A 21,425-nucleotide genomic window follows, 5' to 3' on the forward strand; every position below is an offset into this window, starting at 1 on the left:
GCGAGCAAGCCCGCTCCCACAGTCGATCTCCAGTGAACGCAGGCTCTATGAGCTGATGGAGATCCAATGTGGGAGCGGGCTTGCTCGCGAAGGCATCCGCTCAGACGCTACACATTCACTTCTTGGCGGCGACCTTCGCCAAAAACTCCGGCATCCCCGCGTCCCTGTCCGCGGCGATGCGCTGCACGTGCGGATTTTGCCCCAAGCGCTCCATCAACGCCTGGGCCGCGGGCAGTTCGGCCAGCAGGTCAATATCGAACAACTTTTTGCCCACCTGTAAGGCGGGCGAAACACTGTAGAGAAAATACAGGTCGGCAATGCTCAGGCTGTCGCCCGCGACATAGGGCGAGAATTTGCCGTGCCTGCCCAGCGAAGCGAACCCCAGCAGCAGTTCGGCCTTGGCCTTTTCCTTGACCGCATCGGCCACCGACATGCCGAAGAAGGCCTCGGCATAGCAGGCCCGAGCGGGCAGTTCGATGTACAGCTCGATCTCCCTGCACAGGGCCAGTATCTGGGCGCGCTCGTACGGATCGCTGGGCAGCAGGGCCTTGCCCTGCTGGGTTTGCTCGATGTATTCGAGGATCACGCTGGTTTCGCTGATGAAACCTCGCTCGGTCTTGAGCACCGGCACCTTGCCGCGCGGGCTGATGGCAACCACTTCGGGGGCCTGACTGCCGTAGAACGACACTTCCTGGAAGGGCACGCCCTTCTCCAGCAGTGCCAGCTTGACCATGTTGTAGTAATTGCTGACGCAGAAACCATAAAGCTCGAGCATTACAGATGCCTCCAGGCCGGTGGGGGTTGGCAGCCTAGCGTTATAGACTGCGCGGACGTTTCTCGCCAGGCGCATCACGGCGCTGAATGCAGGTAAACTGGCGACCTTTCTGACAGGAGCCGGCCATGAGCGAGCCAACCGATATCGATAACGACGAAGAAGAATTCGTTGAAAACACGCTGATCCAGGCCATCGAAAACCAGATCGAAAGTGACAATCCGCCTGCGGCCAAAGCCACTTTCAACAAGTTGACCCTGGTCGGTTATGAGCGCGAAGACATCCTCAACCTGATGGCCCATGTGCTGGCAGTGGAGATCGATGCGATCCTGGAAGAAGACCGCCCGTTCGATACCCAATGGTACGAAGCCGCACTGCGCGCCCTGCCTGAGCTGCCGCCGGAAAAGAACTGAACGACAGGTGCAGATGCTCCTGTGGCGAGGGGATTTAGCCTGACAGAACACTGGCCCCCCTCCCCAAAACAAAAAAAGCATGACCCTGGCACTGGACAGCTCGGCCGAGTGCGCTCACCTTAGTGACGCTGTCGACCCAATTCCTAGAAAGTCTGGAGTCCTTATGTCGCTTACCCCTGAGTTGGTTGCCGAACTGGAAATCCTTGCACTCTTCAACCTGGACAGTTCCCAGGAAGGCCTGAAAATTCATCAGACCGCTGCCCCCAAGGCCATTGCCGCCGCCCAACGCCTGTATGAAAAAGAACTGATCACCCAACCCGACGGTGGTTACCTGACCAGCCTGGGTCGGGACGCCGCGCAGAATGTCCAAACCGTCCTGACGATTCTCAGCGTCCAAGAAGCCGCCTGATTCGCCCCTGTCGCCCACGGAAATCTGCCTGGCCGGATTTCCGCAGGCGCAGGCGTCTTGCGTGAAAAATCTGACATCCCAATCGACTTTCAGCTTAAGAATTCCCGAGCCCGGACGCTAAACTGCCATCACCCCCTGATTTCCCACGTTCGACGCCGCGAGCCGGTTTGAGCCGACATGACCCGCAACCATGAAATACGCCCTGATCTGGACGAGGGAATCGACCGCAAGGTCCTGAGCCAGTTGCGCGCACGTTTTCTCAAGCTCAACAGCGTCCGGATGGAGCGCGCCCTGGAAGGCCTGTCCCCGCGCCAGCAAGGCGTGCTGACGCTGTTGCCACTGTTCTTCCACGTCAACCATCCGCTGCTGCCTGGCTACGTCTCCGGCAGCACGCCCGCGGGGCTGTCGAACTACGAACCCGATGCCAACGTGCTTGCAGAGGCCCAGCGCCTGACCCGTTCGTTTTCCTACAAGCCGCGCCACGGCAGCAATCCGCCGCGACCGATCCATGGATTGTTCCTGATGGGCAGCCTGGGCACCCTGGCCCAGGCCGACCAGAGCGACATGGACGTGTGGGTCTGCCACGGCCCGGACTTGAGCGACGACGAACTGGCCGAGCTGCGCAAGAAATGCCAGTTGCTGGAAACCTGGGCCGCGACCCAGGGCGCCGAGGCGCACTTTTTCCTGATCGACCCGGTGCGCTTCGTGCGCGGCGAGCGCGACAACCAGCTCAGCTCCGACGACTGCGGCACGACCCAGCATTACCTGCTGCTGGACGAGTTCTACCGCACCGCGATCTGGCTGGCCGGGCGCACGCCTATCTGGTGGCTGGTGCCGGTCTACGAGGAAGACAACTATGAGCAATACACCCATACGTTGCTTTCCAAGCGTTTCATTCGCGCCGACGAGACCCTGGACCTGGGCCATATGGCCTACATCCCACCGGGAGAGTTCATCGGGGCCGGGCTCTGGCAGTTGTTCAAGGGCATCGAATCACCCTACAAGTCTGTGCTCAAGCTGCTGCTGACCGAGGTGTACGCCAGCGAACACCCGGATGTGCGCTGCCTGAGCCTGCGCTTCAAGCAGGCGGTGTTTGCCAACCGCCTGGACCTGGAAGAGCTGGACCCCTACATGGTGGTCTACCGCCGCCTCGAGGAATACCTCAATGCCCGTGGCGAACCCGAACGCCTGGAGCTGATCCGCCGGGCGTTGTACCTGAAGGTCAATCGCAAACTCACCGGCCAGGTACGCAGCGGCGGCTGGCAACGGGTGCTGCTCGAGCGCCTGGCTCGGGAATGGGGCTGGGACCAGCGGCAACTGGCGCTGCTGGACAGCCGCAGCCAATGGAAAGTGCGCCAGGTCAGCCATGAGCGGCGGGCCCTGGTCAACGAGCTGACCCACAGCTACCGCTTCCTGTCCCAGTTCGCCCGCACCGAAAAGACCGTCAGCCTGATCAACAAGCGCGATCTCAATGTCCTTGGACGACGGCTGTACGCGGCGTTCGAGCGCAAGGCCGACAAGGTCGAGTTCATCAACCCCGGCATCGCCCCGGACCTGGCCGAAGACACCCTGACGCTGGTCCAGTCGCCGAACAAGAAAGAGCCTGGGCAAAACCAGTGGGGCTTGTACAACGGCAGCCTCAACGCCCTGGAGTGGGAGAACTTCGCGCCGATCAAGCGCAGCCGCGAGCTGCTGGAGCTGTTGACCTGGTGCCATCGCAACGGCGTGATCGACAGCAGCACGCGCCTGGCCTTGCACCCCGGTAGCAGCGACCTGAGCGAGTTCGAGCTGTTCAACTTGCTGGGCAGCCTGCAACAGTCCATCGCCCTGCCTCTGGCCACGGTCGACGAAGAGCGACTGCTGCGCGCCAGCGTACCCAGCGAAGTGCTGATCCTGGTAAACGTCGGCGTCGATCCGCTCAAGCACCACCGCGACCTGAATATCCTGATGACCACCGAGCGCACCGACTCCCTGAGTTACGCCGGGGTCCGGGAAAACCTGGTGCTGACCCTCGACCAGGTCACGCTCAACAGCTGGAATGAAGTGCTGGTCAACCGTTTCGACGGAGAGCATGCGTTGCTCGATTGCTTGCGCGACTACCTCAACGACCTGCCCGCCACGCAAAACCAGCCGCGCTTGCAGGTGCGCTGCTTCTGCCACAACCGTGCCCAGTTCATTGCCCGCCGGGTCGAAGAGGTCTTCGAAACCGCGCAGACCCTGCTGCTGAGCCGGCTCAACTACCGCTACCTGCTTCAGGTCCAGCAGCACTATCACGTGCTGGAATTGCTGCCCGGCCAGGTCAATCACGTGGCGCTGGGCAGCCAGTCGGCGCTGATGGATTACCTGGGCGAGGAACTGAGCGCCTACAGTCCGCTGCACCTGGACTCGATGGCCCTGGAAGACCACGACCTGGCGCTGGTCCTGCCCATGGGGCAGCCCGAGTGCATCCAGGTGTTCTACCGGGTCAACGACGACGATGCCGATCTGTACGTGCTCGATGAGCTCAATGCCCTGTGGCAGCAACGCTTGCCGTATCACGATGAGCACAGCCTGCTGGTGCCTTTGCAGCGCTTCCTGCAATCGGTGCTGTACCGCCGCGACGCGCTGCTGCCGATCGAGGCCGCCCAACCGCTGCCCCTGGAAACCCTGTACTACCAGCTCCTGCCGTCAGGCCCAGGCCGGGCGCGGCGGATCGAATCGCGGCAAGCGCCGCAGACACCGCAGAACAAACCGTTCTATGATGTGCAGGCAATCATCGGCAAGGCGACCCACGGGCAGGTGCACGTGACGCTGTATTGCGACCAGCAGGAGTTTTCCGAATTGGAGCATGGCGACCAGCTGTTTCGCGTGGTCGCCCGGGAGATCGTCGAGCAGCGCCGCGAGGCCCAGCGCTATCGCTGCTACATCACCGACCTGGACCTCTCGGGGCTGGTGGGTGACGGCGCCTGTTCAAGCAATCTGTACCTGCGCTACAAGGCCGACCTCGAACGCGCGCTGAACGAGGCGCTGGCCCTGGTCTGAGGGCTCGCCTCAGAGGTGGAAGTCACCGCCGGCCTCGGGCTGGTATTCGACGTCCAGCAAGGTCAACTTCAGCGTCTTGCCACCCGGCGCCGGCCAGTCGATGTGCTGGCCGACCTTCAGGCCCAGCAAGGCGCTGCCCACGGGCGCCAGGATCGAGATCTTGCCTTCGTCGGCATTGGCGTCCTGTGGGTAGACCAGCGTCAGGTGATAGTCCTTGCCACTGCTCTCTTCACGGCAGTGCACCCGCGAATTCATGGTCACGACATCGGCCGGCACTTCATCGTGGCCCACCAGGGCCTCGGCGCGATCCAGTTCGGTCTGCAACGCGATGACGCCGGGCAAGGTGTCATCAAGGCTGTCGATCAGGCGCTCCAGACGCTGTACGTCCAGGCGGGTAAGGGTGATGGCAGGTGCGGTCATGATTCAGGCAGACTCCTTTCTTCTGCACGAAAAAAGCAAAACCCCGCCACAAGAAGACGGGGTTTTCACGGGGCCTCGATGAGTTGAGGCGTTGCCGGACACTACCACAGCTCAATAAATAAACAACCCACAGGCGGCTGCACTGTTTGCGTCAGAAGTAAACTATTGTGGCGAGGGGATTTATCCCCGTTGGGCTGCGAAGCAGCCCCAAAGTGCTCTATCTGGCACACCGAGGCGTCAGGTTTCAGGGCTGCTTCGCACCCCAGCGGGGATAAATCCCCTCGCCACAAATGATTACACTTGGGATTTGCGTCTGGCCGCCTCGGCACAGATCACCCGCCGGCGCGCGTCGTCGGCCGAGCGCCATTCACGGATATCCTCCACATGGCGGAAACAGCCGAGACAGACTTTCTGCTCGTCCAGCTTGCACACGCTGGTGCACGGCGATGGCACGGCAGGGCTGACGTTGCTGTAGAGCGGCTTGGGCGGGCGCGCCGCAGCGGTCTGGCTCACGCTGTCAGAGGCCTTCGAAATCGAGCTTCACCCCAGCCTGCGCCTCGACAATGCGTTCGAGCATCTCACCCAGCTGCTCCTCGCTCTTGTCGCACATCCAGCGCTCGCTTTCCTCGTCGTAGTCGAAGTGGAAGCCGCCGGACACCGCCGCCAGCCACAACTGGCGCAACGGCTCCTGGCGACTGAAGATCAACTGGCTGCCGTTCTCGAACTTCACGGTGAGCACACCGGCGGAGCTTTCCAGGTCGATGTCCAACTCGCTGTCGTCGAACACATCTTCCAGCGTTTGCTGGGTCGCATCGACCAAATCGTGGAAACGGGCTTCAGTCAAACTCATTGCGGCAACCTCGAAAATGTCAGCTCATGCTCAAGCGCCGCAAGATACGGGCGCTGCCTGATGATTGCAAAGGATAACCCATCGACGCCCCCCAGCGCCGCCGGACGGGCGCCCCGTTGCATAGGCAAGGCGCCGGGTGGCCGGTATACTCCGGCGCAATTAACGCATTTTCAAGGATTTCGCCATGAAGCGCCTGATCTCTTCCCTTGCTGCGCTCGTCGCGGTTGCCTGCCTTGTAACAGCTTGTGGTCAAAAAGGTCCGCTGTACCTGCCTGACGAGAGCAAGTCCCCTGAAGAGCAGGCCAAGTCGTCGCAGTCCAAGTCCCACGCGCACGACACCCACACCACCACTTACTAAGGGAACGCCATGGACGTTTTTAACTACCGTGGCGGGGAGCTGTTCGCGGAAGGGGTTGCCCTGTCCGCGATCGCCGAGCGCTTTGGCACGCCGACCTACGTTTATTCCCGCGCCCATATCGAAGCCCAGTACCTGGCCTTCGCCGATGCCCTCGCTGGCATGCCGCACCTGGTCTGTTTCGCCGTCAAGGCCAACTCGAACCTGGGCGTGCTCAACGTCCTGGCGCGCCTGGGCGCCGGCTTCGACATCGTTTCCGGTGGCGAACTCGAACGCGTGCTGGCCGCGGGCGGCAGCGCCGACAAGATCGTCTTCTCCGGCGTCGGCAAGACCCGTGAAGACATGCGCCGCGCCCTGGAAGTGGGCGTGCACTGCTTCAACATCGAGTCCACCGACGAGCTGGAGCGCCTGCAAATCGTCGCCGCCGAGCTGGGCGTGCGCGCGCCGATCTCCCTGCGCGTGAACCCGGACGTCGACGCCGGCACCCACCCGTACATTTCCACCGGTCTCAAGGAAAACAAGTTCGGCATCGCCATTGCCGACGCCGAAGACGTCTACGTGCGCGCTGCCCAACTGCCGAACCTGGAAGTGCTGGGCGTCGATTGCCACATCGGCTCGCAGCTGACCACCCTGGAACCCTTCATCGATGCCCTCGACCGCCTGCTGGCGCTGGTCGACCGCCTCGGCGACTGCGGCATCTACCTGCGTCACATCGACCTCGGTGGCGGTGTCGGCGTGCGCTATCGCGACGAACAGCCGCCGCAGGTGGCCGAGTACATCAAAACCGTGCGTGAACGCCTCGAAGGGCGTGACCTGGCGCTGATGTTCGAGCCAGGCCGCTACATCGTCGCCAACGCCGGCGTGCTGCTGACCGAGGTCGAATACCTCAAGCACACCGAGCACAAGGATTTCGCCATCGTCGACGCGGCCATGAACGACCTGATCCGTCCGGCGCTGTACCAGGCCTGGATGGACGTGACCGCCGTGCGCCCGCGCGATGGCGCGACCCGCAACTACGATATCGTCGGGCCGATCTGCGAGACCGGTGATTTCCTGGCCAAGGGTCGGGAACTGGCGCTGGAAGAAGGCGACCTGCTGGCCGTGCATTCGGCCGGTGCCTACGGTTTTGTCATGAGCTCCAACTACAACACCCGCGGCCGCTGCGCCGAGGTGCTGGTGGACGGTGACCAGGCTTTCGAAGTGCGTCGCCGCGAGACGGTAGCCGAGTTGTTTGCCGGCGAAAGCCTGCTGCCGGAGTAAAACCATGCTGCTGCGTTTTACCAAGATGCACGGCCTGGGCAATGACTTCATGGTCCTCGACCTGGTCAGCCAGCACGCGCACATTTTGCCCAAGCACGCCAAGCTCTGGGGTGACCGGCACACCGGCATCGGCTTCGACCAGTTGCTGATCGTCGAGGCGCCGAACAACCCGGACGTGGACTTCCGCTATCGGATCTTCAACGCCGACGGTTCGGAAGTGGAGCAATGCGGCAATGGCGCGCGCTGCTTCGCCCGCTTCGTGCTGGACAAGCGCCTGACCGCCAAGCGACAGATCCGCGTCGAGACCAAGAGCGGCATCATCGAGCTGGATGTGCGCAACGACGGCCAGATCAGCGTCAACATGGGCGCCCCGCGCCTGGTGCCGGCGGACATTCCGTTCAAGGCACCCGCCCAGGCGCTGAGTTACCAGGTCGATGTCGAAGGCACCCCGGTGGAACTGGCCGCGGTGTCCATGGGCAACCCCCATGCCGTGTTGCGCGTGAGCGATATCAACAGCGCGCCGGTGCATGAGCTGGGACCGAAAATCGAACACCACCCACGCTTTCCAGCACGGGTGAACGTCGGTTTCCTGCAAGTCATCGACCGTCACCGCGCGCAGTTGCGCGTGTGGGAGCGCGGCGTCGGGGAAACCCAGGCTTGCGGCACCGGAGCCTGTGCGGCCGCAGTTGCGGCGATCAGCCAGGGGTGGATGGATTCGCCTTTGCTGATCGACCTGCCTGGCGGGCGCCTGTCCATCGAATGGGCAGGCCCTGGCCAACCGGTGATCATGACCGGCCCGGCAGTGCGCGTATACGAAGGACAAGTTCGTCTTTGAGTGAGCCAACCCCATGACCGACAAGCCACAGGTTCCAGCGACGCCGCCCGACGACACTCCGAGCCCGCTTCCAGAAGCCGCGGCCGTGGCCGCCTACCTGGAGGCCCACCCGGACTTCTTCGTCGGGCACGAAGAATTGCTGGCAACGATGCGCATCCCTCACCGGCGCGGCGACACCGTGTCGCTGGTGGAGCACCAGATGAAGATCCTGCGTGAGCGCAACATTGAAATGCGCCACCGCCTGTCCCACCTGATGGACGTGGCACGGGACAACGACCGGCTCTTCGACAAGACCCGTCGGCTGATCCTGGCGCTGATGGACGCCAGCACCCTCGAAGACCTGGTCATGAGCGTCGAAGACAGCCTGCGCCAGGATTTCCAGGTACCCTTCGTCAGCCTGATCCTGTTCGGCGACAACGCCATGCCGGTGGGCCGCTGGGTGACCCACGCCGAAGCGCAGACCGCCATTGGCGGCCTGCTCACGGAGAACAAGAGCGTCAGTGGCAGCCTGCGCGAACATGAACTGGACTTCCTGTTTGGCGAAGAACAACGCAAACAGATCGGCTCCACCGCCGTCGTCGCCATCGCCCACCAGGGCGTGCACGGCGTGCTGGCCATCGCCAGCCGTGACCCGCAGCACTACAAGAGCTCGGTGGGCACGCTGTTTCTGAGCTACATCGCCGAAGTCACCGGCCGCGTGCTGCCTCGGGTCGCCGGTTCGCTGCGCTCGGTACGCTGACCATGGAACGGCAACTGGACGCCTACTGCGAACACCTGCGCAGTGAGCGCCAGGTGTCGCCCCACACGCTGGCGGCCTATCGCCGCGACCTGGAAAAAGTGCTGGGCTGGTGCCAGAAGCAGAACATCGGCAGCTGGTCGGCGCTGGACATCCAACGCCTGCGCAGCCTGGTCGCTCGCCTGCATCAACAGGGGCAATCGTCCCGCAGCCTGGCGCGCCTGCTCTCGGCGGTGCGTGGCCTGTACCAGTACCTCAACCGCGAAGGCCTGTGCGATCACGACCCGGCCACCGGTCTGGCGCCGCCCAAGGGCGAACGCCGACTGCCCAAGACCCTCGACACCGACCGCACCCTACAATTGCTCGAAGGCGCCGTCGAGGAAGACTTCCTGGCGCGGCGGGACCAGGCGATTCTCGAGCTGTTCTATTCCTCCGGCCTCCGGCTCTCGGAGCTGACCGGGCTGAACCTGGACCAACTGGACCTCGCCGACGGCATGGTCCAGGTGCTCGGCAAAGGCAGCAAGACCCGCCTGCTGCCCATCGGCCGCAAGGCCCGCGAGGCGCTGGAACAATGGCTGGCGCTTCGGGCGCTGGCCAATCCCGCCGACGATGCGGTCTTCATCAGCCAACAGGGGCGGCGCCTCGGCCCGAGGGCGATTCAGCTACGGGTCAAGGCCGCCGGCGAACGCGAGCTGGGCCAGAACCTGCATCCGCACATGCTCCGGCATTCCTTCGCCAGCCACCTGCTGGAGTCCTCGCAGGACTTGCGCGCCGTCCAGGAACTGCTCGGCCACTCGGACATCAAGACCACACAGATCTATACCCACCTGGACTTCCAGCACCTGGCGACGGTCTATGACAATGCCCACCCCAGGGCCAAACGCATCAAGGGCGACGAATCATGATCATCAAGCTCATCACTTTCGACCTGGACGACACCCTGTGGGACACCGCCCCGGTGATCGCCAGCGCCGAGGCCGTCCTGCGCCAATGGCTGACCGATAACGCACCGAATCTGGGCGGCTTGCCAGTGGAGCATCTGTTCTCGATTCGCGAGCAGGTGTTGCGCGAAGAACCCGGCCTGAAGCATCGCATCAGTGCGTTGCGCCGGCGCGTGCTGTTCCGTGCGTTGCAGGAAGCCGGCTATGACCAGTGGCAAGCGTCGGAGCTGGCGGACCAGGGGTTCGAGGCGTTCCTGCATGCCCGCCATCAGTTGGAGATCTTTCCCGAGGTACAGCCCACCCTGGAAATCCTCGCCAATCAGTTCAGCCTGGGCGTGGTCACCAACGGCAACGCCGACGTGCGCCGCCTGGGGCTGGCCGATTATTTCAAGTTTGCCTTGTGCGCCGAGGACATCGGCATCGCCAAACCCGACGCCCAACTGTTCCACGAAGCCCTGCAACGCGGCGGTGCCACGCCCCAGACCGCCGTGCACATCGGTGACCACCCCGGCGACGACATCGCCGGTGCCCAGCAAGCCGGCCTGCGGGCGGTGTGGTTCAACCCGACGGGCAAGGCCTGGGATGCCGAACATGCGCCAGATGCGGAGATTCGCAGCCTGACCGAACTGCCGAGGTTACTGGCCGGGTGGCATAGCCAACCCTGAACCCTGCCTCACAGCCGCCAAACCCTCTGTGGGAGCGGCTGTGTCCCGCAGCTCCCCGCCTGGCAAAGAAATCTGTGGGAGCGAGCTTGCTCGCGATGACGGCGGCACGTCCAACATCAATCCCAACAGACCCATCGCTATCGCGAGCAAGCTCGCTCCCACAGGGACTGCGTCTGGCCCGGAATAGAATCGCCCCCATGAAAAAGCCCGCAGCGACGGCGGGCTTTTTCAGCAAGCAAGAAGCAGAACTCAAATAGGGCGGCTGCCGTATTTGTTGTCGGGTTTCTTGGGCGGGTCGGCGACCACGTTGGCTTCCACTTCCTGCACCTTTCCACCCCGGGCCAGGAATTCTTCCATGGCCTTGGCGAGTGCGTCACGCTCCTTGTTCTTGGCCTCTACGCTCGGCAACTCGTCGACCGAAACCGCTGCCTTGGCCTTGCCTTTGGCGGTGGGAGCCGGGACATCGGCACCATCGTCATCGGCAACGTCTTCAGCTGCCGCCTCCAGGCCTTCTTCGGTCTCGTCTTCGTCGCCTACTTCGAGGTCGTCGTTTTCCAGATCATCGTCGCTCATGTTCTACCTCATGACTTGCGAAAAGCAGATTAGTTATAGCCCAGCTTCGCCATCTGTTCGAAGGCTGCCAGAAAAAATTCAACATCCGCCGTCAACCAGCGGTCATGCCCCACCGTATAGCGTGGCGAGGACTTTACGAGCACCGCCATGATCACGGTGCTCGCCCAGATAAACACCTTGCCAGGTCCCCAACGCCAGCCGTCCAGCCGTCACCGGCAGGGTCAGCTGACAACCGAGCACGCTCGCCTTGAAGTGCGCCGGGAGGTCGTCCAGGCCTTCGTCGTTGTGCTCGTAATCGGCGGTTCCTTGTGGGATCAGCCGATTGAAAAATCGTTCGAAGTCTCGACGTACCGCCGGATCGGCGTTCTCGTTGATCGTCAACGAAGCCGAGGTGTGCTGCAGCCACAGATGCAACAGACCGACACGGCACGCCCGGAGTTCAGGCAGGCCGGCGAGCAACTCGTCCGTCACCAGATGAAAGCCCCGGGGCCGTGCCCGCAGGGTAATCAGCGTCTGTTGCCACATACACTTCTCCGCACGCTCGGCGCGCATTCTAGCGCGCTCTGAAAAAAAACAAAGGGCCTAATATTCTTGCCTCCATGTAAGCCTTTGGCGGCAGAAAAGCCCATGTCGCCTATACAACAAAAGGCGTCGGAAAAACCGGCCTGCCTTATGGGCAGTGACAAATTCCAGGCAAAAAAATGCCCGGCGAACCGGGCAATTTTTAACGCGTGCACTTACAGGTTGTAGCCACGCTCGTTGTGTTGCGCCAGGTCCAGGCCCACCGCCTCTTCTTCCTCGGAGACACGCAGACCCATAACAGCGTCCAGCACCTTGAGGATGATGAAAGTGACGATCGCGGTGTAGATCACCGTGAAGCCCACGCCTTTGACTTGAATCCATACTTGTGCGGCGATGTCGGTCACGGTGCCGAAGCCACCCAGGGCCGGGGCCGCGAACACGCCGGTGAGGATCGCGCCGAGGATACCGCCGATGCCGTGTACGCCGAAGGCGTCCAGGGAGTCGTCGTAGCCAAGCTTGCGCTTGAGGGTGGTGGCGCAGAAGAAGCACACCACGCCCGCCGCCAGGCCGATGACCAGGGCGCCCATCGGGCCCACGGTGCCGGCCGCCGGCGTGATGGCCACCAGGCCCGCGACCACGCCCGAGGCGATGCCCAGCGCGCTTGGCTTGCCGTGGGTGATCCACTCGGCAAACATCCAGCCCAGTGCTGCCGCAGCGGTGGCGATCTGAGTCACCAGCATCGCCATGCCGGCGGTGCCATTGGCGGCGACGGCGGAACCGGCGTTAAAGCCGAACCAACCGACCCACAGCATGGCCGCGCCCATCAGGGTGTAGCCCAGGTTATGCGGTGCCATCGGCGTGGTCGGGAAGCCCTTGCGCTTGCCCAGTACCAGGCACGCCACCAGACCCGCGATACCGGCGTTGATGTGCACCACGGTGCCGCCGGCGAAGTCCAGCACGCCCCAGTCCCACAACAGGCCGCCGTTACCGGACCAGACCATGTGCGCGATCGGCGCGTAGACCAGGGTGAACCAGATGCCCATGAAGACCAGCATGGCGGAGAACTTCATGCGCTCGGCAAAGGCACCGACGATCAGGGCCGGGGTGATGATGGCGAACGTCATCTGGAAGGTGATGAACACCGCTTCCGGGAACAGTGCCGTTGGACCGGTGATGCTCGCCGGGGTCACGCCCGCCAGGAACGCCTTGCCCAGGCCGCCGATGAAGGAGTTGAAATTGACGACGCCCTGTTCCATGCCGGTGGTGTCGAACGCGATGCTGTAGCCATAGATGACCCACAACACACTGATCAGACCGGTAATGGCAAAGCACTGCATCATCACGGAAAGAAGGTTTTTCGACCGGACCATGCCGCCATAGAACAGCGCCAGGCCGGGAATGGTCATGAACAGAACAAGAATGGTGGCCGTCAGCATCCAGGCGGTGTCGCCGGAGTTGAGGACGGGGGCTGCCGCTTCTTCCGCCATGGCCAGGCCAGGCATTACGAAGGACAACAGGGCTCCTAGCCCTGCGAATTTACGCAGAGTCATATTGTTTTCTCCTGGGGCGTTGGGTTTGGCGGCTTAGATGGCGTCGGTATCGGTTTCGCCGGTACGGATGCGAATAGCCTGTTCCAGATTGACCACGAAGATCTTTCCGTCACCGATCTTGCCGGTGTTGGCGGCCTTGGTGATCGCTTCGATCACACGGTCCAGATCCTTGTCGTCAATGGCGACATCGATCTTCACCTTGGGCAGGAAATCGACCACGTATTCCGCGCCGCGATACAGCTCGGTGTGACCTTTCTGCCGCCCGAAGCCTTTGACCTCAGTAACGGTAATGCCCTGCACGCCGATCTCGGACAACGACTCGCGCACGTCGTCCAACTTGAACGGCTTGATGATGGCAGTGACTAGCTTCATGAAACTCTCTCCCGAATTGGTGGACTTGCCCCAGGAAAACAAACCCGACTCAAGTCTAAGCGCAGTGCCTGGCTTTGTAACGCGTCGTCGGCCCAAGTTGCCCGACAGGTGCCAGCTAACCGATCCTGGCGAAGCTCCCCGCTTCGCCTGCTGCACTGCATTCGTCACAGCGACTGCATCAGTGCATGGGTCATCAGCCTCTAAGCAGAAACCTTGCCATCTGTGCCCAAACCCTCTGTTTTCAATCCCTTACCCCACACCTGTACCTGCATCACGTGATGAACCGCGGCGATACGCACAACAACAGTGCGAAGACGCCCGCCCGCGTGCGCGAAAAGCGTGCATCCCCGGCTGCGGGAATTGACTATAGACACTGCGTGGTACACTGCCCGCCATCGTTTTCAGGACACTTGCCATGCTTGCGCCAAAAGACCTCCTCGACGCCCTGAGCGGCCATGCCGCCCGCCTCATGAGCGGTGACACGCCGTTGCCCAAGAGCGAAATCGAAAGCCAGCTCAAGGCCTTGCTGCAAAGCGGGTTCAGCAAGCTGGACCTGGTGAGCCGGGAGGAATTCGACAGTCAGATGGTGGTGCTGGCCCGCACCCGGGCGCGCCTGGAAAGCCTGGAGGCGAAGGTCGCGGAGCTGGAAGTGCGACTGGCGCCGACCGCGGAGTAAACCGCCCGGAGCCACGCCCCGGCGCGCATGCGTCGGGGATTAGAGACGAAAGCGGCTGACCAGCGTATTGAATGACAGCGCCAGGCCGGACAGCGCCTGGCTCGACGCATTGGTCTGGTTCGCCCCCGCCGCGGTCTGGGTCGAGAGATCCTGGATGTTCACCAGGTTGCGGTCCACCTCACGGGCCACATGGGCCTGCTCCTCGGACGCCGTGGCGATGACCAGGTTACGGTCGTTGATCTGCGCGATCCCATCGGCGATCTGCTCCAACGCCTGGCCAGTGGCCCGGGCCAGGCCCTGGGTCTGGGTGACCAGCGCCTGGCTCTTGCCCATGGCATCGACCGCGCCGTCGGCTCGGTCCTGCACCGCGAGGATCATGCCCTCGATCTCACCGGTAGACGCCTGGGTGCGCGCCGCCAGGGCGCGAACCTCGTCGGCAACCACAGCAAAGCCACGCCCCTGTTCCCCGGCCCGGGCCGCCTCGATGGCCGCGTTGAGGGCCAACAAATTGGTCTGCTCGGCGATCCCCCGGATCACGTCCAACACCTTGCCGATATCACGCACTTGTACCGCCAGGTCTCGGACCAGCCCGGTGGACGAGGTGATTTCCTGGGTCGCATGATCGATCGCCTGCACCGCGCTGCGCGCCTGGTCACGTCCGCTGCTGGCCTGGGCACTGGTCGCTTGGGACGCCTGGGAAGTGGACACGGCATTGCGGGCGACTTCCTCCACCGCTGACGTCATCTCGGTCACGGCGGTGGCCGCCTGTTGGATTTCATCGTTCTGCCGGATCAAGGCGCGACTGCCGTCGTCAGTGACCGCCGTCAATTCCTCGGCCGCGGAGGCCAACTGGTCCGAAGCACTGGCGATCTGCTGGAGCGTGGTCTTCAGGCTGGCCTGCATGTCGCCAAGGGCCGCAAGCAACTGGCCGGCCTCGTCACGGCGACGACGGGTGATGTGCTGGGTCAGGTCGCCTTGGGCGATGCGCTCGGCACAGTCGAGTGCGACGGCAATCGGCTGGCTGATCACGCGGCTGATGAACATCCCCAGCAACAGCGCCGCGACAAACGCGATGGCGATGCCGCTGTACAGGATCGTCCGGGCCGACACCTCCTGGCGGGCGGCGTCCTGGGCGCTTTCGCTGATCTGGCGATCATTGGAGTCGATCATGATGGTCAACTGGTCCATTACCTTGCGGTAGGTTTTCTGCAAGTCGCCCAGCAGCAGGGCACGCCCGTTCTCCAGGTCGCCGGCCGCCATCATCGCCACGTATCGTTGCACCATGGCCTGGTAGACCGGCCAATCGCGGGCCACCTGGTCGCCGGCCAGGCGCTCATCCTCGGCCAGGCGACCTTTGCGGTACTCGGCCAATGCCTGTTCGCTGGCCAACTGATTGGCTTTCATCGAGGCCAGGAATTCATCCTTCATGCTTTGCGGGGCATTGCCGGCGGTGGCGACATACAGGCGGTACATGTCACGCGTCTGGCCAACGGCCTTGGTCTTTGTCTGCGCCGTATTGGCGACCGACACCAGGTTGGTGTTGAACACGGTCTGCAAGCGCGCGGACAAGGTCGCGACGCCGCTGACGCCCAGCATGCCCACGGCCAGAGTGATGAACGCACACAGGACGAACGAGGTGATCAGCTTGGTCGAGAATTTCGCGTCATTGATCCAGTTCATCGGGGTCTCATGGAGCGCCCTTGAGCGCCCCTTCAGGTGGGTATTCCCCCGCCCCGGGTCACGCCAGGCAAGGAGCTAATGGCTCTTTGCCATTTTCGAAAAATGTTACAGCCCGTAAAAGATTGCCAACAATGGACGGCGGCGCATGAGCGTATGGATTTTTCAACGATCACGCGGCCACCCCGCATCGATGCCGGGGCACTCCAAGGGCGCGTCGCGATGCCAGGCGCAGTCATCGTCCTGCAACATCTCGCCAAGATTTGCGCCTTCAACGGTCGCGCTTGAACGCCATTGCGCGACTAACCTTCAGGGGCCGCAGGATGCGGCTTCCCTATTCACTCAAGGAACGATTCATGTCGCTTGCCATCGTCCACAGCCGCGCCCAGGTGGGGGTGGAGGCTCCCGCCGTTACCGTTGAAGTTCACTTGGCCAATGGCCTGCCGTCGCTGACGATGGTCGGCCTGCCCGAAGCGGCGGTGAAGGAAAGCAAGGACCGGGTCCGTAGCGCGATCATCAATTCTGGGCTCAATTTCCCGGCGCGGCGCATCACCCTCAACCTGGCCCCGGCAGACCTGCCCAAGGACGGCGGGCGCTTCGACCTGGCCATTGCCCTGGGCATCCTGGCGGCCAGCGTGCAAGTGCCGACGCTGACCCTGGACGACGTGGAATGCCTTGGCGAACTGGCGCTGTCCGGCGCGGTGCGTCCGGTGCGCGGGGTGCTGCCCGCAGCGCTGGCGGCGCGCACGGCCGGGCGCACGCTGATGGTGCCCCGGGCGAACGCCGAGGAAGCCTGCCTCGCCTCAGGATTGAAGGTGATCGCGGTAGATCATCTGCTTGAAGCCGTGGCCCACTTCAACGGCCACACCCCGGTGCCGCCCTATGTGTCCAACGGCCTGCTTTGCGCCAGCAAGCCCTACCCCGACCTGAATGAAGTACAAGGCCAGGTCGGGGCCAAGCGGGCCTTGCTGATTGCCGCCGCCGGGGCGCACAACCTGCTGTTCAGCGGGCCACCGGGCACCGGCAAGACCCTGCTCGCCAGTCGGCTGCCAGGCTTGCTGCCGCCCCTGGCCGAGAGCGAGGCCCTGGAAGTCGCGGCCATCCAGTCGGTGGCCAGTTGCGTGCCGCTGAGCCACTGGCCGCAGCGCCCGTTTCGCCAGCCCCATCACTCCGCCTCCGGCCCGGCGCTGGTGGGTGGCGGATCCAAGCCACAACCCGGGGAAATCACCCTCGCCCACCACGGCGTGCTGTTTCTCGATGAATTGCCGGAGTTCGACCGCAAGGTCCTGGAAGTGTTGAGGGAGCCGTTGGAGTCGGGGCACATCGTGGTATCCCGCGCCCGTGACCGGGTGCGTTTTCCCGCTCGCTTCCAATTGGTGGCGGCGATGAATCCTTGCCCCTGCGGCTACCTGGGCGAACCCAGCGGCCGTTGCACCTGCACGCCGGACATGGTGCAGCGCTATCGCAACAAACTCTCGGGCCCGTTGCTGGACCGCATCGACCTGCACCTGACCGTCGCCCGGGAAGCCACGGCCCTGAACCCCAAGCGCGAATCCACCGACGACACTGCCAGCGTCGCCGAGCAGGTGGCCCAGGCGAGAGAACAGCAGCACCGACGCCAGGGTTGTGCCAATGCCTTCCTGGACCTGCCGGGGCTGCGCCGGCATTGCAAGTTATCCACACCCGACGAAGCCTGGCTGGAAACCGCCTGTGAACGACTGACCTTGTCGCTACGGGCGGCGCACCGTCTGCTCAAGGTCGCCCGGACACTGGCCGACCTTGAGCAGACGGTGAACATTCGCCGTGAGCACCTGGCTGAAGCGTTGCAGTACCGCCCCGCGACAGCGTGAGCCGCATCAGGGCTTGGTCAGGTCCACCAGCGGCGTTTCGCGCACTTCGGTTTTCTGGCCGTTCTGGATGGTCTCGATGCGCTTGAGGGCCTTGTCCACGGCACCCTTGTCCGCCAGCAGGCTGTAGTGGATCTGGAACTGCCGGTGTTCTTTTGGCCCGATGGTCGGCACCAGGCCCAGCGGGCGTTGATAGTGGCGGTTATAGGAAAAACTGGTACCTGGCTCCAGCCCGGTCACGTAGCCCTGGCCTTGGGTGTCGGTGTTTTTCCACAGGGAGAACACCGGGAGCGTGGCGGTGTTGAAGCCCACCGAGACACCGAGGCTGCCGGCCTTGTTGTGCAGCACGGTGAGCGTGTCGCCCTTGGCGTCGGCGTAGGGCACGACGTTGTAGACGGTTTCATCGTAATCCTTGGTGGGTGCGCGGTAGGTCTGCCAATCGGCCAGGTCGCCCTTGGCCTTGTCGTTGAACGGCGAGACCTGCTTGACCGGGGCCGCGAACCGCGCACCCTGCTCCAGGAATGGGGTGCTGAAATTGCTGTGGTACAGGGCCTGGTATTCCTTCGGATAATCACCGTTGTTGGTGAGCGTGTCGCTGAGCGCGAACGTCACGCTGCCGGGCTCGGTCACCAGTTCGGTCTGTACCGAGAAGTCGACCTTCTTGAACGCCTGCTCCTTCAACTCACCCCGCAGGGTGATGGCGTAAGGCGGTTTTTCATCGATGTGCAACGTGACCTTGTTGGCCGGGATGTTGGCAGCGCGACCATGCAGGGTCAGCAGCTCGCCGTTATCCGTGCCGGGGTGGCCGACCCACTCGTAGCCGCAGCGGGTGACCAGCTCGTTGAAACCTTCGAGCCAACCCAACCCGCCGCGGCCGTTGAGCTCGATGAAGGCCGGGTTGACGACTTCCTTGACCGGAGAGTCCCAGCCCATGCGCACACTCCCCACCGAGGCCTGCAGCACGTTCATGCCCCGGGTCGGCACGACAGAAAGCTTCAGGGTGCCGTTGTCGATGTCGACAACGCTGACGCCTTCCTGGCGACCACCGTGCAAGGTGCGCATCGTCACGGAAAAGGGTTTGTCGGTCTTCACGCCCAACTGCTGGCTGGTGACTTGCCAGGGTTGAGCGGCTTTATCGGTGTCCAGCAGGACGTAGTCCCACGCCATGGCATGGGATGCAGCGCCCAAGGCGCCGAGGGTGACGAACAGTTTGAGCGGAGTCATGGACTTGGCCTTTTATTGGAGTTGTGCGGTTTTTATAGACTTGAAGAAACGTTTCAGCAAGCCTAAAAACGCGCACAACCCCAAAAAAGGAAAGCATCGTAACGGGTGGGAGCGAGCCTGCTCGCGACAGCGAGGACTCCGCAAAAGCAGAGGCTGACCATAACGCTGCCTTCGCGAGCAGGCTCGCTCCCCCACTGGACAGCAGTGATCGGGAGCACGCTTGCTCGCGGCAGGCGCCAGGGTTCAGCGGAACCGATCAACCTCTTGGCGCAGGTCCTGGGCCAGTTTTTCCAGTTCCTTGGCGGTGAGGGCCAGGTTGGAGACGACCTGGCGTTGCTCACTGTTGGCCATGGCGATGCTCTGCAAGTTGCTGCTGAGCAAGGTCGCGGTGCTGCTTTGTTCCTGGGTGGCGGTGGTGATGGCGGCGAATTGCTGACCAGCCGAGCGGCTCTGCTCGTCGATGCGTGCCAGGGCCGAAGCAACGTTGGCGTTACGCGACAGGCCTTCCTGCATGAGCAGGTTGCCTTGCTCCATGGTGCTGATGGCGTTGCCGGTTTCCTGCTGGATGCTGTTGATCATGCCGGAAATCTCGTCCGTGGCCTGCCGGGTACGAGACGCCAGGCTACGGACTTCATCCGCCACCACGGCAAACCCACGCCCCTGCTCGCCGGCACGGGCGGCTTCGATGGCGGCGTTCAGGGCCAGCAGGTTGGTCTGCTCGGCGATCGAAGTGATCACGCCAACAATGCCGCCGATTTCCTGGGAACGCTGGCCCAGGGTATTGATGACCGTGGCGGTGCTGTTCAGCGCGCCGGCGATCTGCTCCAGGGACGAAGAGGCTTCGTCCATCGAGGTCCGGCCGATCCGCGTCTGCTGGGCGTTTTCCTGGGCCAGGCGTTCGGTGTTGCCCATGTTGTCGGCAATGTTCAACGACGTAGCGCTGAATTCCTCCACCGCGCCGGCCATGCTGGTGATTTCGCCGGACTGCTGCTCCATCCCCTCGTACGCACCGCTGGACAACCCCGACAGGGCCTGGGCCCGGCTGTTGACCTCCTGGGAGGCCTTGCGGATGTGCTCGACCATGGTCGACAGGGCCTGGCTCATCTGATTGAACGCACGGGCCAGTTGGCCGATTTCGTCGTGACTGGACACGTTCAGGCGCACGCTCAGGTCGCCGGCACCCAACGCTTCGGCCTGGCGCACCAGGTCACCCAGGGGGGCCAGCTTGCTGCGCAGCAGCCACATCGCCGCGCCGACCGCCAGCAACATCGCCAGCAAGCTGCCAATGGCCAGTTGCGTGCCGACGCTCCAGGTCACTTCGCGAATCTCAGCCTTCGGCATGCTCGCCACGACCGCCCACGGTCCGCCTTCGAACGGCACCGCGACGCTGTAGAAATCTTCGGCGGTGTCGCTCCAGAACGCGCCCTTGCCCGGCGTTTTCACCAGGCCCACGACCGTCGTCACCGCCGAATCGAGCGCCTGGACGCCCGCCGGTGGCACCAGCCATTTGTTTTGCTCATCCAGCAGGGCCAGCGAGCCGGTCTTGCCGATGCGGAAACGCTTGAGGTTCTCGAACTGCGCGTTCTGCGCGTCGGTGTAGTCGAACCCCACATAGAGCGCGGCGATGATCTTGCCGCTGCTGTCACGGACCGGGCTGTACTGGGTCATGTAGTAACGACCGAACAGCAGGACACGGCCGATGTAGCTCTGCCCACCCATCAGGCGGGCGTAGGCCGGGCTGGCATGATCGAGCACGGTGCCGATGGCGCGCGAACCGTCCTGCTTGGCCACCGACGTGCTGATGCGGATGAAGTCGTCGCCGCTGCGCACGAATATCGTGGCGGTACCGGCGGTCATCTGCTTGAACTCGTCAACTTCCTTGAAGTTGTTGTTCAGCATTTCGCCGCCCAGGTCCAAGCCGGGGGTCTGCACGCCTGCCACGGTCACCGACTGGTCCGGGTGCACGCTCAGGCCCGCGCTGAAGCGTTTTTCGAACAGGCCGGCCAAACGCTGCGTGCTCTCACGCAAGGTGCCGTGGAACGTATTGAGCTGGTCGGCCATCAGGCGCGCTTCGCTGGCCAGGTGTTCTTCACGGGTGGCGAGGTTGGCGGTGTCCAGCGAGCGCAAGGCGAAGACGGTACTGCCGGAGATCACGATCGCCAGTATCACGGCGAGGGCAAGGCCTAGCTGTGAGGCGATCAGGGCACGGGGTTGGGACATGACGGCTCCTGGCCGAGACTCTGGATCATCCTGATCACGTCGCACGCTCGGCATTATTTCGAAATAAGGTAGGTGGTTTGCCCTTTC

At 63.2% G+C, this 21,425-nt stretch carries 22 protein-coding genes; 11 read left to right on the forward strand and 11 right to left on the reverse strand.

The features are described from left to right. Positions 1 to 115 precede the first annotated feature (115 nt). Entirely contained in the window at positions 116 to 775 is a 660-nt protein-coding gene (locus V5F23_RS27125; RefSeq protein WP_042730386.1) for a glutathione S-transferase, read from the reverse strand. Between the two features lie 125 nt (positions 776 to 900). On the opposite strand from V5F23_RS27125, the gene V5F23_RS27130 reads away from it, so the two are divergent. The 3 genes from V5F23_RS27130 to V5F23_RS27140 all read left to right on the forward strand — a co-directional run bounded on the left by V5F23_RS27130 (position 901) and on the right by V5F23_RS27140 (position 4,615). Then, on the forward strand, positions 901 to 1,185 hold the full coding sequence (locus V5F23_RS27130; protein WP_042730387.1) for a hypothetical protein: 285 nt from the start codon (positions 901 to 903) through the stop codon (positions 1,183 to 1,185). Between the two features lie 163 nt (positions 1,186 to 1,348). Beyond that, positions 1,349 to 1,594: a TIGR02647 family protein gene (locus V5F23_RS27135; RefSeq protein ID WP_041022651.1), complete on the forward strand. Its 246-nt coding sequence runs from the start codon at positions 1,349 to 1,351 to the stop codon at positions 1,592 to 1,594. A 177-nt stretch (positions 1,595 to 1,771) separates the two neighbouring features. Then, entirely contained in the window at positions 1,772 to 4,615 is a 2,844-nt protein-coding gene (locus V5F23_RS27140; RefSeq protein ID WP_042730388.1) for a class I adenylate cyclase, read from the forward strand. Between the two features lie 9 nt (positions 4,616 to 4,624). Here the strand turns inward: V5F23_RS27140 and rnk are convergent, their stop codons facing one another. The 3 genes from rnk to cyaY form a co-directional block, all read right to left on the reverse strand. Next, complete coding sequence (gene rnk / locus V5F23_RS27145; RefSeq protein WP_047735787.1) at positions 4,625 to 5,035, reverse strand: nucleoside diphosphate kinase regulator; 411 nt, start codon at positions 5,033 to 5,035, stop codon at positions 4,625 to 4,627. 294 nt (positions 5,036 to 5,329) lie between these two features. Beyond that, positions 5,330 to 5,548 (reverse strand): DUF1289 domain-containing protein, encoded by a 219-nt coding sequence (locus V5F23_RS27150; RefSeq protein WP_042731449.1) that lies wholly within the window; start codon positions 5,546 to 5,548, stop codon positions 5,330 to 5,332. Positions 5,549 to 5,552: 4 nt separating this feature from the next. Next, positions 5,553 to 5,885 carry an iron donor protein CyaY gene (gene cyaY, locus V5F23_RS27155; protein WP_042731448.1) on the reverse strand — a complete coding sequence of 111 codons (333 nt, stop codon included), beginning with the start codon at positions 5,883 to 5,885 and terminating at the stop codon, positions 5,553 to 5,555. Positions 5,886 to 6,069: 184 nt separating this feature from the next. On the opposite strand from cyaY, the gene V5F23_RS27160 reads away from it, so the two are divergent. From V5F23_RS27160 to V5F23_RS27185, 6 genes are read left to right on the forward strand one after another with little or no spacing between them, the layout of a single operon-like run. Continuing rightward, the gene (locus V5F23_RS27160; RefSeq protein ID WP_042731447.1) at positions 6,070 to 6,243 is read left to right on the forward strand and encodes a lipoprotein; all 174 of its coding nucleotides are present in this window, start codon (positions 6,070 to 6,072) and stop codon (positions 6,241 to 6,243) included. Between the two features lie 9 nt (positions 6,244 to 6,252). Next, complete coding sequence (gene lysA / locus V5F23_RS27165; RefSeq protein WP_042731446.1) at positions 6,253 to 7,500, forward strand: diaminopimelate decarboxylase; 1,248 nt, start codon at positions 6,253 to 6,255, stop codon at positions 7,498 to 7,500. Between the two features lie 4 nt (positions 7,501 to 7,504). Continuing rightward, positions 7,505 to 8,335 carry a diaminopimelate epimerase gene (gene dapF / locus V5F23_RS27170; protein WP_042731445.1) on the forward strand — a complete coding sequence of 277 codons (831 nt, stop codon included), beginning with the start codon at positions 7,505 to 7,507 and terminating at the stop codon, positions 8,333 to 8,335. A 13-nt stretch (positions 8,336 to 8,348) separates the two neighbouring features. Continuing rightward, the gene (locus V5F23_RS27175) at positions 8,349 to 9,074 is read left to right on the forward strand and encodes a DUF484 family protein (RefSeq protein ID WP_042731444.1); all 726 of its coding nucleotides are present in this window, start codon (positions 8,349 to 8,351) and stop codon (positions 9,072 to 9,074) included. Between the two features lie 2 nt (positions 9,075 to 9,076). Further along, complete coding sequence (xerC, locus tag V5F23_RS27180; RefSeq protein WP_042731443.1) at positions 9,077 to 9,976, forward strand: tyrosine recombinase XerC; 900 nt, start codon at positions 9,077 to 9,079, stop codon at positions 9,974 to 9,976. Then, the gene (locus V5F23_RS27185; protein WP_042731442.1) at positions 9,973 to 10,677 is read left to right on the forward strand and encodes an HAD-IA family hydrolase; all 705 of its coding nucleotides are present in this window, start codon (positions 9,973 to 9,975) and stop codon (positions 10,675 to 10,677) included. Before xerC ends, V5F23_RS27185 begins: the two co-directional genes overlap by 4 nt. Positions 10,678 to 10,926: 249 nt before the next feature. Here V5F23_RS27185 and sutA read toward each other — a convergent pair whose 3' ends face one another. From sutA to glnK, 4 genes are all read right to left on the reverse strand, one after another. Further along, positions 10,927 to 11,250, reverse strand: a complete 324-nt coding sequence (gene sutA / locus V5F23_RS27190; protein WP_014340827.1) for a transcriptional regulator SutA — start codon at positions 11,248 to 11,250, stop codon at positions 10,927 to 10,929. A 102-nt stretch (positions 11,251 to 11,352) separates the two neighbouring features. Beyond that, positions 11,353 to 11,775: a secondary thiamine-phosphate synthase enzyme YjbQ gene (locus V5F23_RS27195; protein ID WP_338497053.1), complete on the reverse strand. Its 423-nt coding sequence runs from the start codon at positions 11,773 to 11,775 to the stop codon at positions 11,353 to 11,355. 212 nt (positions 11,776 to 11,987) lie between these two features. Then, positions 11,988 to 13,322, reverse strand: coding sequence for an ammonium transporter (locus V5F23_RS27200; protein WP_042731440.1), 1,335 nt, complete (start codon positions 13,320 to 13,322; stop codon positions 11,988 to 11,990). A gap of 33 nt (positions 13,323 to 13,355) precedes the next feature. Continuing rightward, positions 13,356 to 13,694: a P-II family nitrogen regulator gene (gene glnK / locus V5F23_RS27205; RefSeq protein ID WP_002555808.1), complete on the reverse strand. Its 339-nt coding sequence runs from the start codon at positions 13,692 to 13,694 to the stop codon at positions 13,356 to 13,358. A gap of 415 nt (positions 13,695 to 14,109) precedes the next feature. Between glnK and V5F23_RS27210 the strand changes: the two genes are divergently transcribed. Further along, positions 14,110 to 14,370, forward strand: a complete 261-nt coding sequence (locus tag V5F23_RS27210) for an accessory factor UbiK family protein (protein WP_042731439.1) — start codon at positions 14,110 to 14,112, stop codon at positions 14,368 to 14,370. 39 nt (positions 14,371 to 14,409) lie between these two features. Here the strand turns inward: V5F23_RS27210 and V5F23_RS27215 are convergent, their stop codons facing one another. Next, complete coding sequence (locus V5F23_RS27215) at positions 14,410 to 16,050, reverse strand: methyl-accepting chemotaxis protein (RefSeq protein ID WP_338497056.1); 1,641 nt, start codon at positions 16,048 to 16,050, stop codon at positions 14,410 to 14,412. Between the two features lie 353 nt (positions 16,051 to 16,403). On the opposite strand from V5F23_RS27215, the gene V5F23_RS27220 reads away from it, so the two are divergent. After that, positions 16,404 to 17,897, forward strand: a complete 1,494-nt coding sequence (locus V5F23_RS27220) for a YifB family Mg chelatase-like AAA ATPase (protein WP_123579226.1) — start codon at positions 16,404 to 16,406, stop codon at positions 17,895 to 17,897. Between the two features lie 6 nt (positions 17,898 to 17,903). Here the strand turns inward: V5F23_RS27220 and V5F23_RS27225 are convergent, their stop codons facing one another. Continuing rightward, positions 17,904 to 19,118 carry an aldose 1-epimerase family protein gene (locus tag V5F23_RS27225; protein ID WP_047735770.1) on the reverse strand — a complete coding sequence of 405 codons (1,215 nt, stop codon included), beginning with the start codon at positions 19,116 to 19,118 and terminating at the stop codon, positions 17,904 to 17,906. 243 nt (positions 19,119 to 19,361) lie between these two features. Next, a complete protein-coding gene (locus V5F23_RS27230; RefSeq protein WP_338497062.1) occupies positions 19,362 to 21,338 on the reverse strand; it encodes a methyl-accepting chemotaxis protein in 1,977 nt (658 codons plus the stop codon). Positions 21,339 to 21,425 lie beyond the last annotated feature (87 nt).

This window comes from Pseudomonas sp. WP18 (genome assembly GCF_036689585.1).
In the GTDB taxonomy this organism is placed as follows: Bacteria; Pseudomonadota; Gammaproteobacteria; order Pseudomonadales; family Pseudomonadaceae; genus Aquipseudomonas; species Aquipseudomonas chlororaphis_E.

Bases quoted from the DNA above. Each gene is read 5' to 3' on its own strand.
- xerC (WP_042731443.1), top strand. From the start codon at position 9,077: ATGGAACGGCAACTGGACGCCTACTGCGAACACCTGCGCAGTGAGCGC.
- cyaY (WP_042731448.1), bottom strand. From the start codon at position 5,885: ATGAGTTTGACTGAAGCCCGTTTCCACGATTTGGTCGATGCGACCCAG.
- V5F23_RS27215 (WP_338497056.1), bottom strand. From the start codon at position 16,050: ATGAACTGGATCAATGACGCGAAATTCTCGACCAAGCTGATCACCTCG.
- rnk (WP_047735787.1), bottom strand. From the start codon at position 5,035: ATGACCGCACCTGCCATCACCCTTACCCGCCTGGACGTACAGCGTCTG.
- lysA (WP_042731446.1), top strand. From the start codon at position 6,253: ATGGACGTTTTTAACTACCGTGGCGGGGAGCTGTTCGCGGAAGGGGTT.
- V5F23_RS27175 (WP_042731444.1), top strand. From the start codon at position 8,349: ATGACCGACAAGCCACAGGTTCCAGCGACGCCGCCCGACGACACTCCG.
- sutA (WP_014340827.1), bottom strand. From the start codon at position 11,250: ATGAGCGACGATGATCTGGAAAACGACGACCTCGAAGTAGGCGACGAA.
- V5F23_RS27195 (WP_338497053.1), bottom strand. From the start codon at position 11,775: ATGTGGCAACAGACGCTGATTACCCTGCGGGCACGGCCCCGGGGCTTT.
- V5F23_RS27140 (WP_042730388.1), top strand. From the start codon at position 1,772: ATGACCCGCAACCATGAAATACGCCCTGATCTGGACGAGGGAATCGAC.
- V5F23_RS27220 (WP_123579226.1), top strand. From the start codon at position 16,404: ATGTCGCTTGCCATCGTCCACAGCCGCGCCCAGGTGGGGGTGGAGGCT.
- V5F23_RS27210 (WP_042731439.1), top strand. From the start codon at position 14,110: ATGCTTGCGCCAAAAGACCTCCTCGACGCCCTGAGCGGCCATGCCGCC.
- V5F23_RS27125 (WP_042730386.1), bottom strand. From the start codon at position 775: ATGCTCGAGCTTTATGGTTTCTGCGTCAGCAATTACTACAACATGGTC.
- V5F23_RS27225 (WP_047735770.1), bottom strand. From the start codon at position 19,118: ATGACTCCGCTCAAACTGTTCGTCACCCTCGGCGCCTTGGGCGCTGCA.
- V5F23_RS27160 (WP_042731447.1), top strand. From the start codon at position 6,070: ATGAAGCGCCTGATCTCTTCCCTTGCTGCGCTCGTCGCGGTTGCCTGC.
- V5F23_RS27200 (WP_042731440.1), bottom strand. From the start codon at position 13,322: ATGACTCTGCGTAAATTCGCAGGGCTAGGAGCCCTGTTGTCCTTCGTA.
- dapF (WP_042731445.1), top strand. From the start codon at position 7,505: ATGCTGCTGCGTTTTACCAAGATGCACGGCCTGGGCAATGACTTCATG.
- glnK (WP_002555808.1), bottom strand. From the start codon at position 13,694: ATGAAGCTAGTCACTGCCATCATCAAGCCGTTCAAGTTGGACGACGTG.
- V5F23_RS27130 (WP_042730387.1), top strand. From the start codon at position 901: ATGAGCGAGCCAACCGATATCGATAACGACGAAGAAGAATTCGTTGAA.
- V5F23_RS27135 (WP_041022651.1), top strand. From the start codon at position 1,349: ATGTCGCTTACCCCTGAGTTGGTTGCCGAACTGGAAATCCTTGCACTC.
- V5F23_RS27230 (WP_338497062.1), bottom strand. From the start codon at position 21,338: ATGTCCCAACCCCGTGCCCTGATCGCCTCACAGCTAGGCCTTGCCCTC.
- V5F23_RS27185 (WP_042731442.1), top strand. From the start codon at position 9,973: ATGATCATCAAGCTCATCACTTTCGACCTGGACGACACCCTGTGGGAC.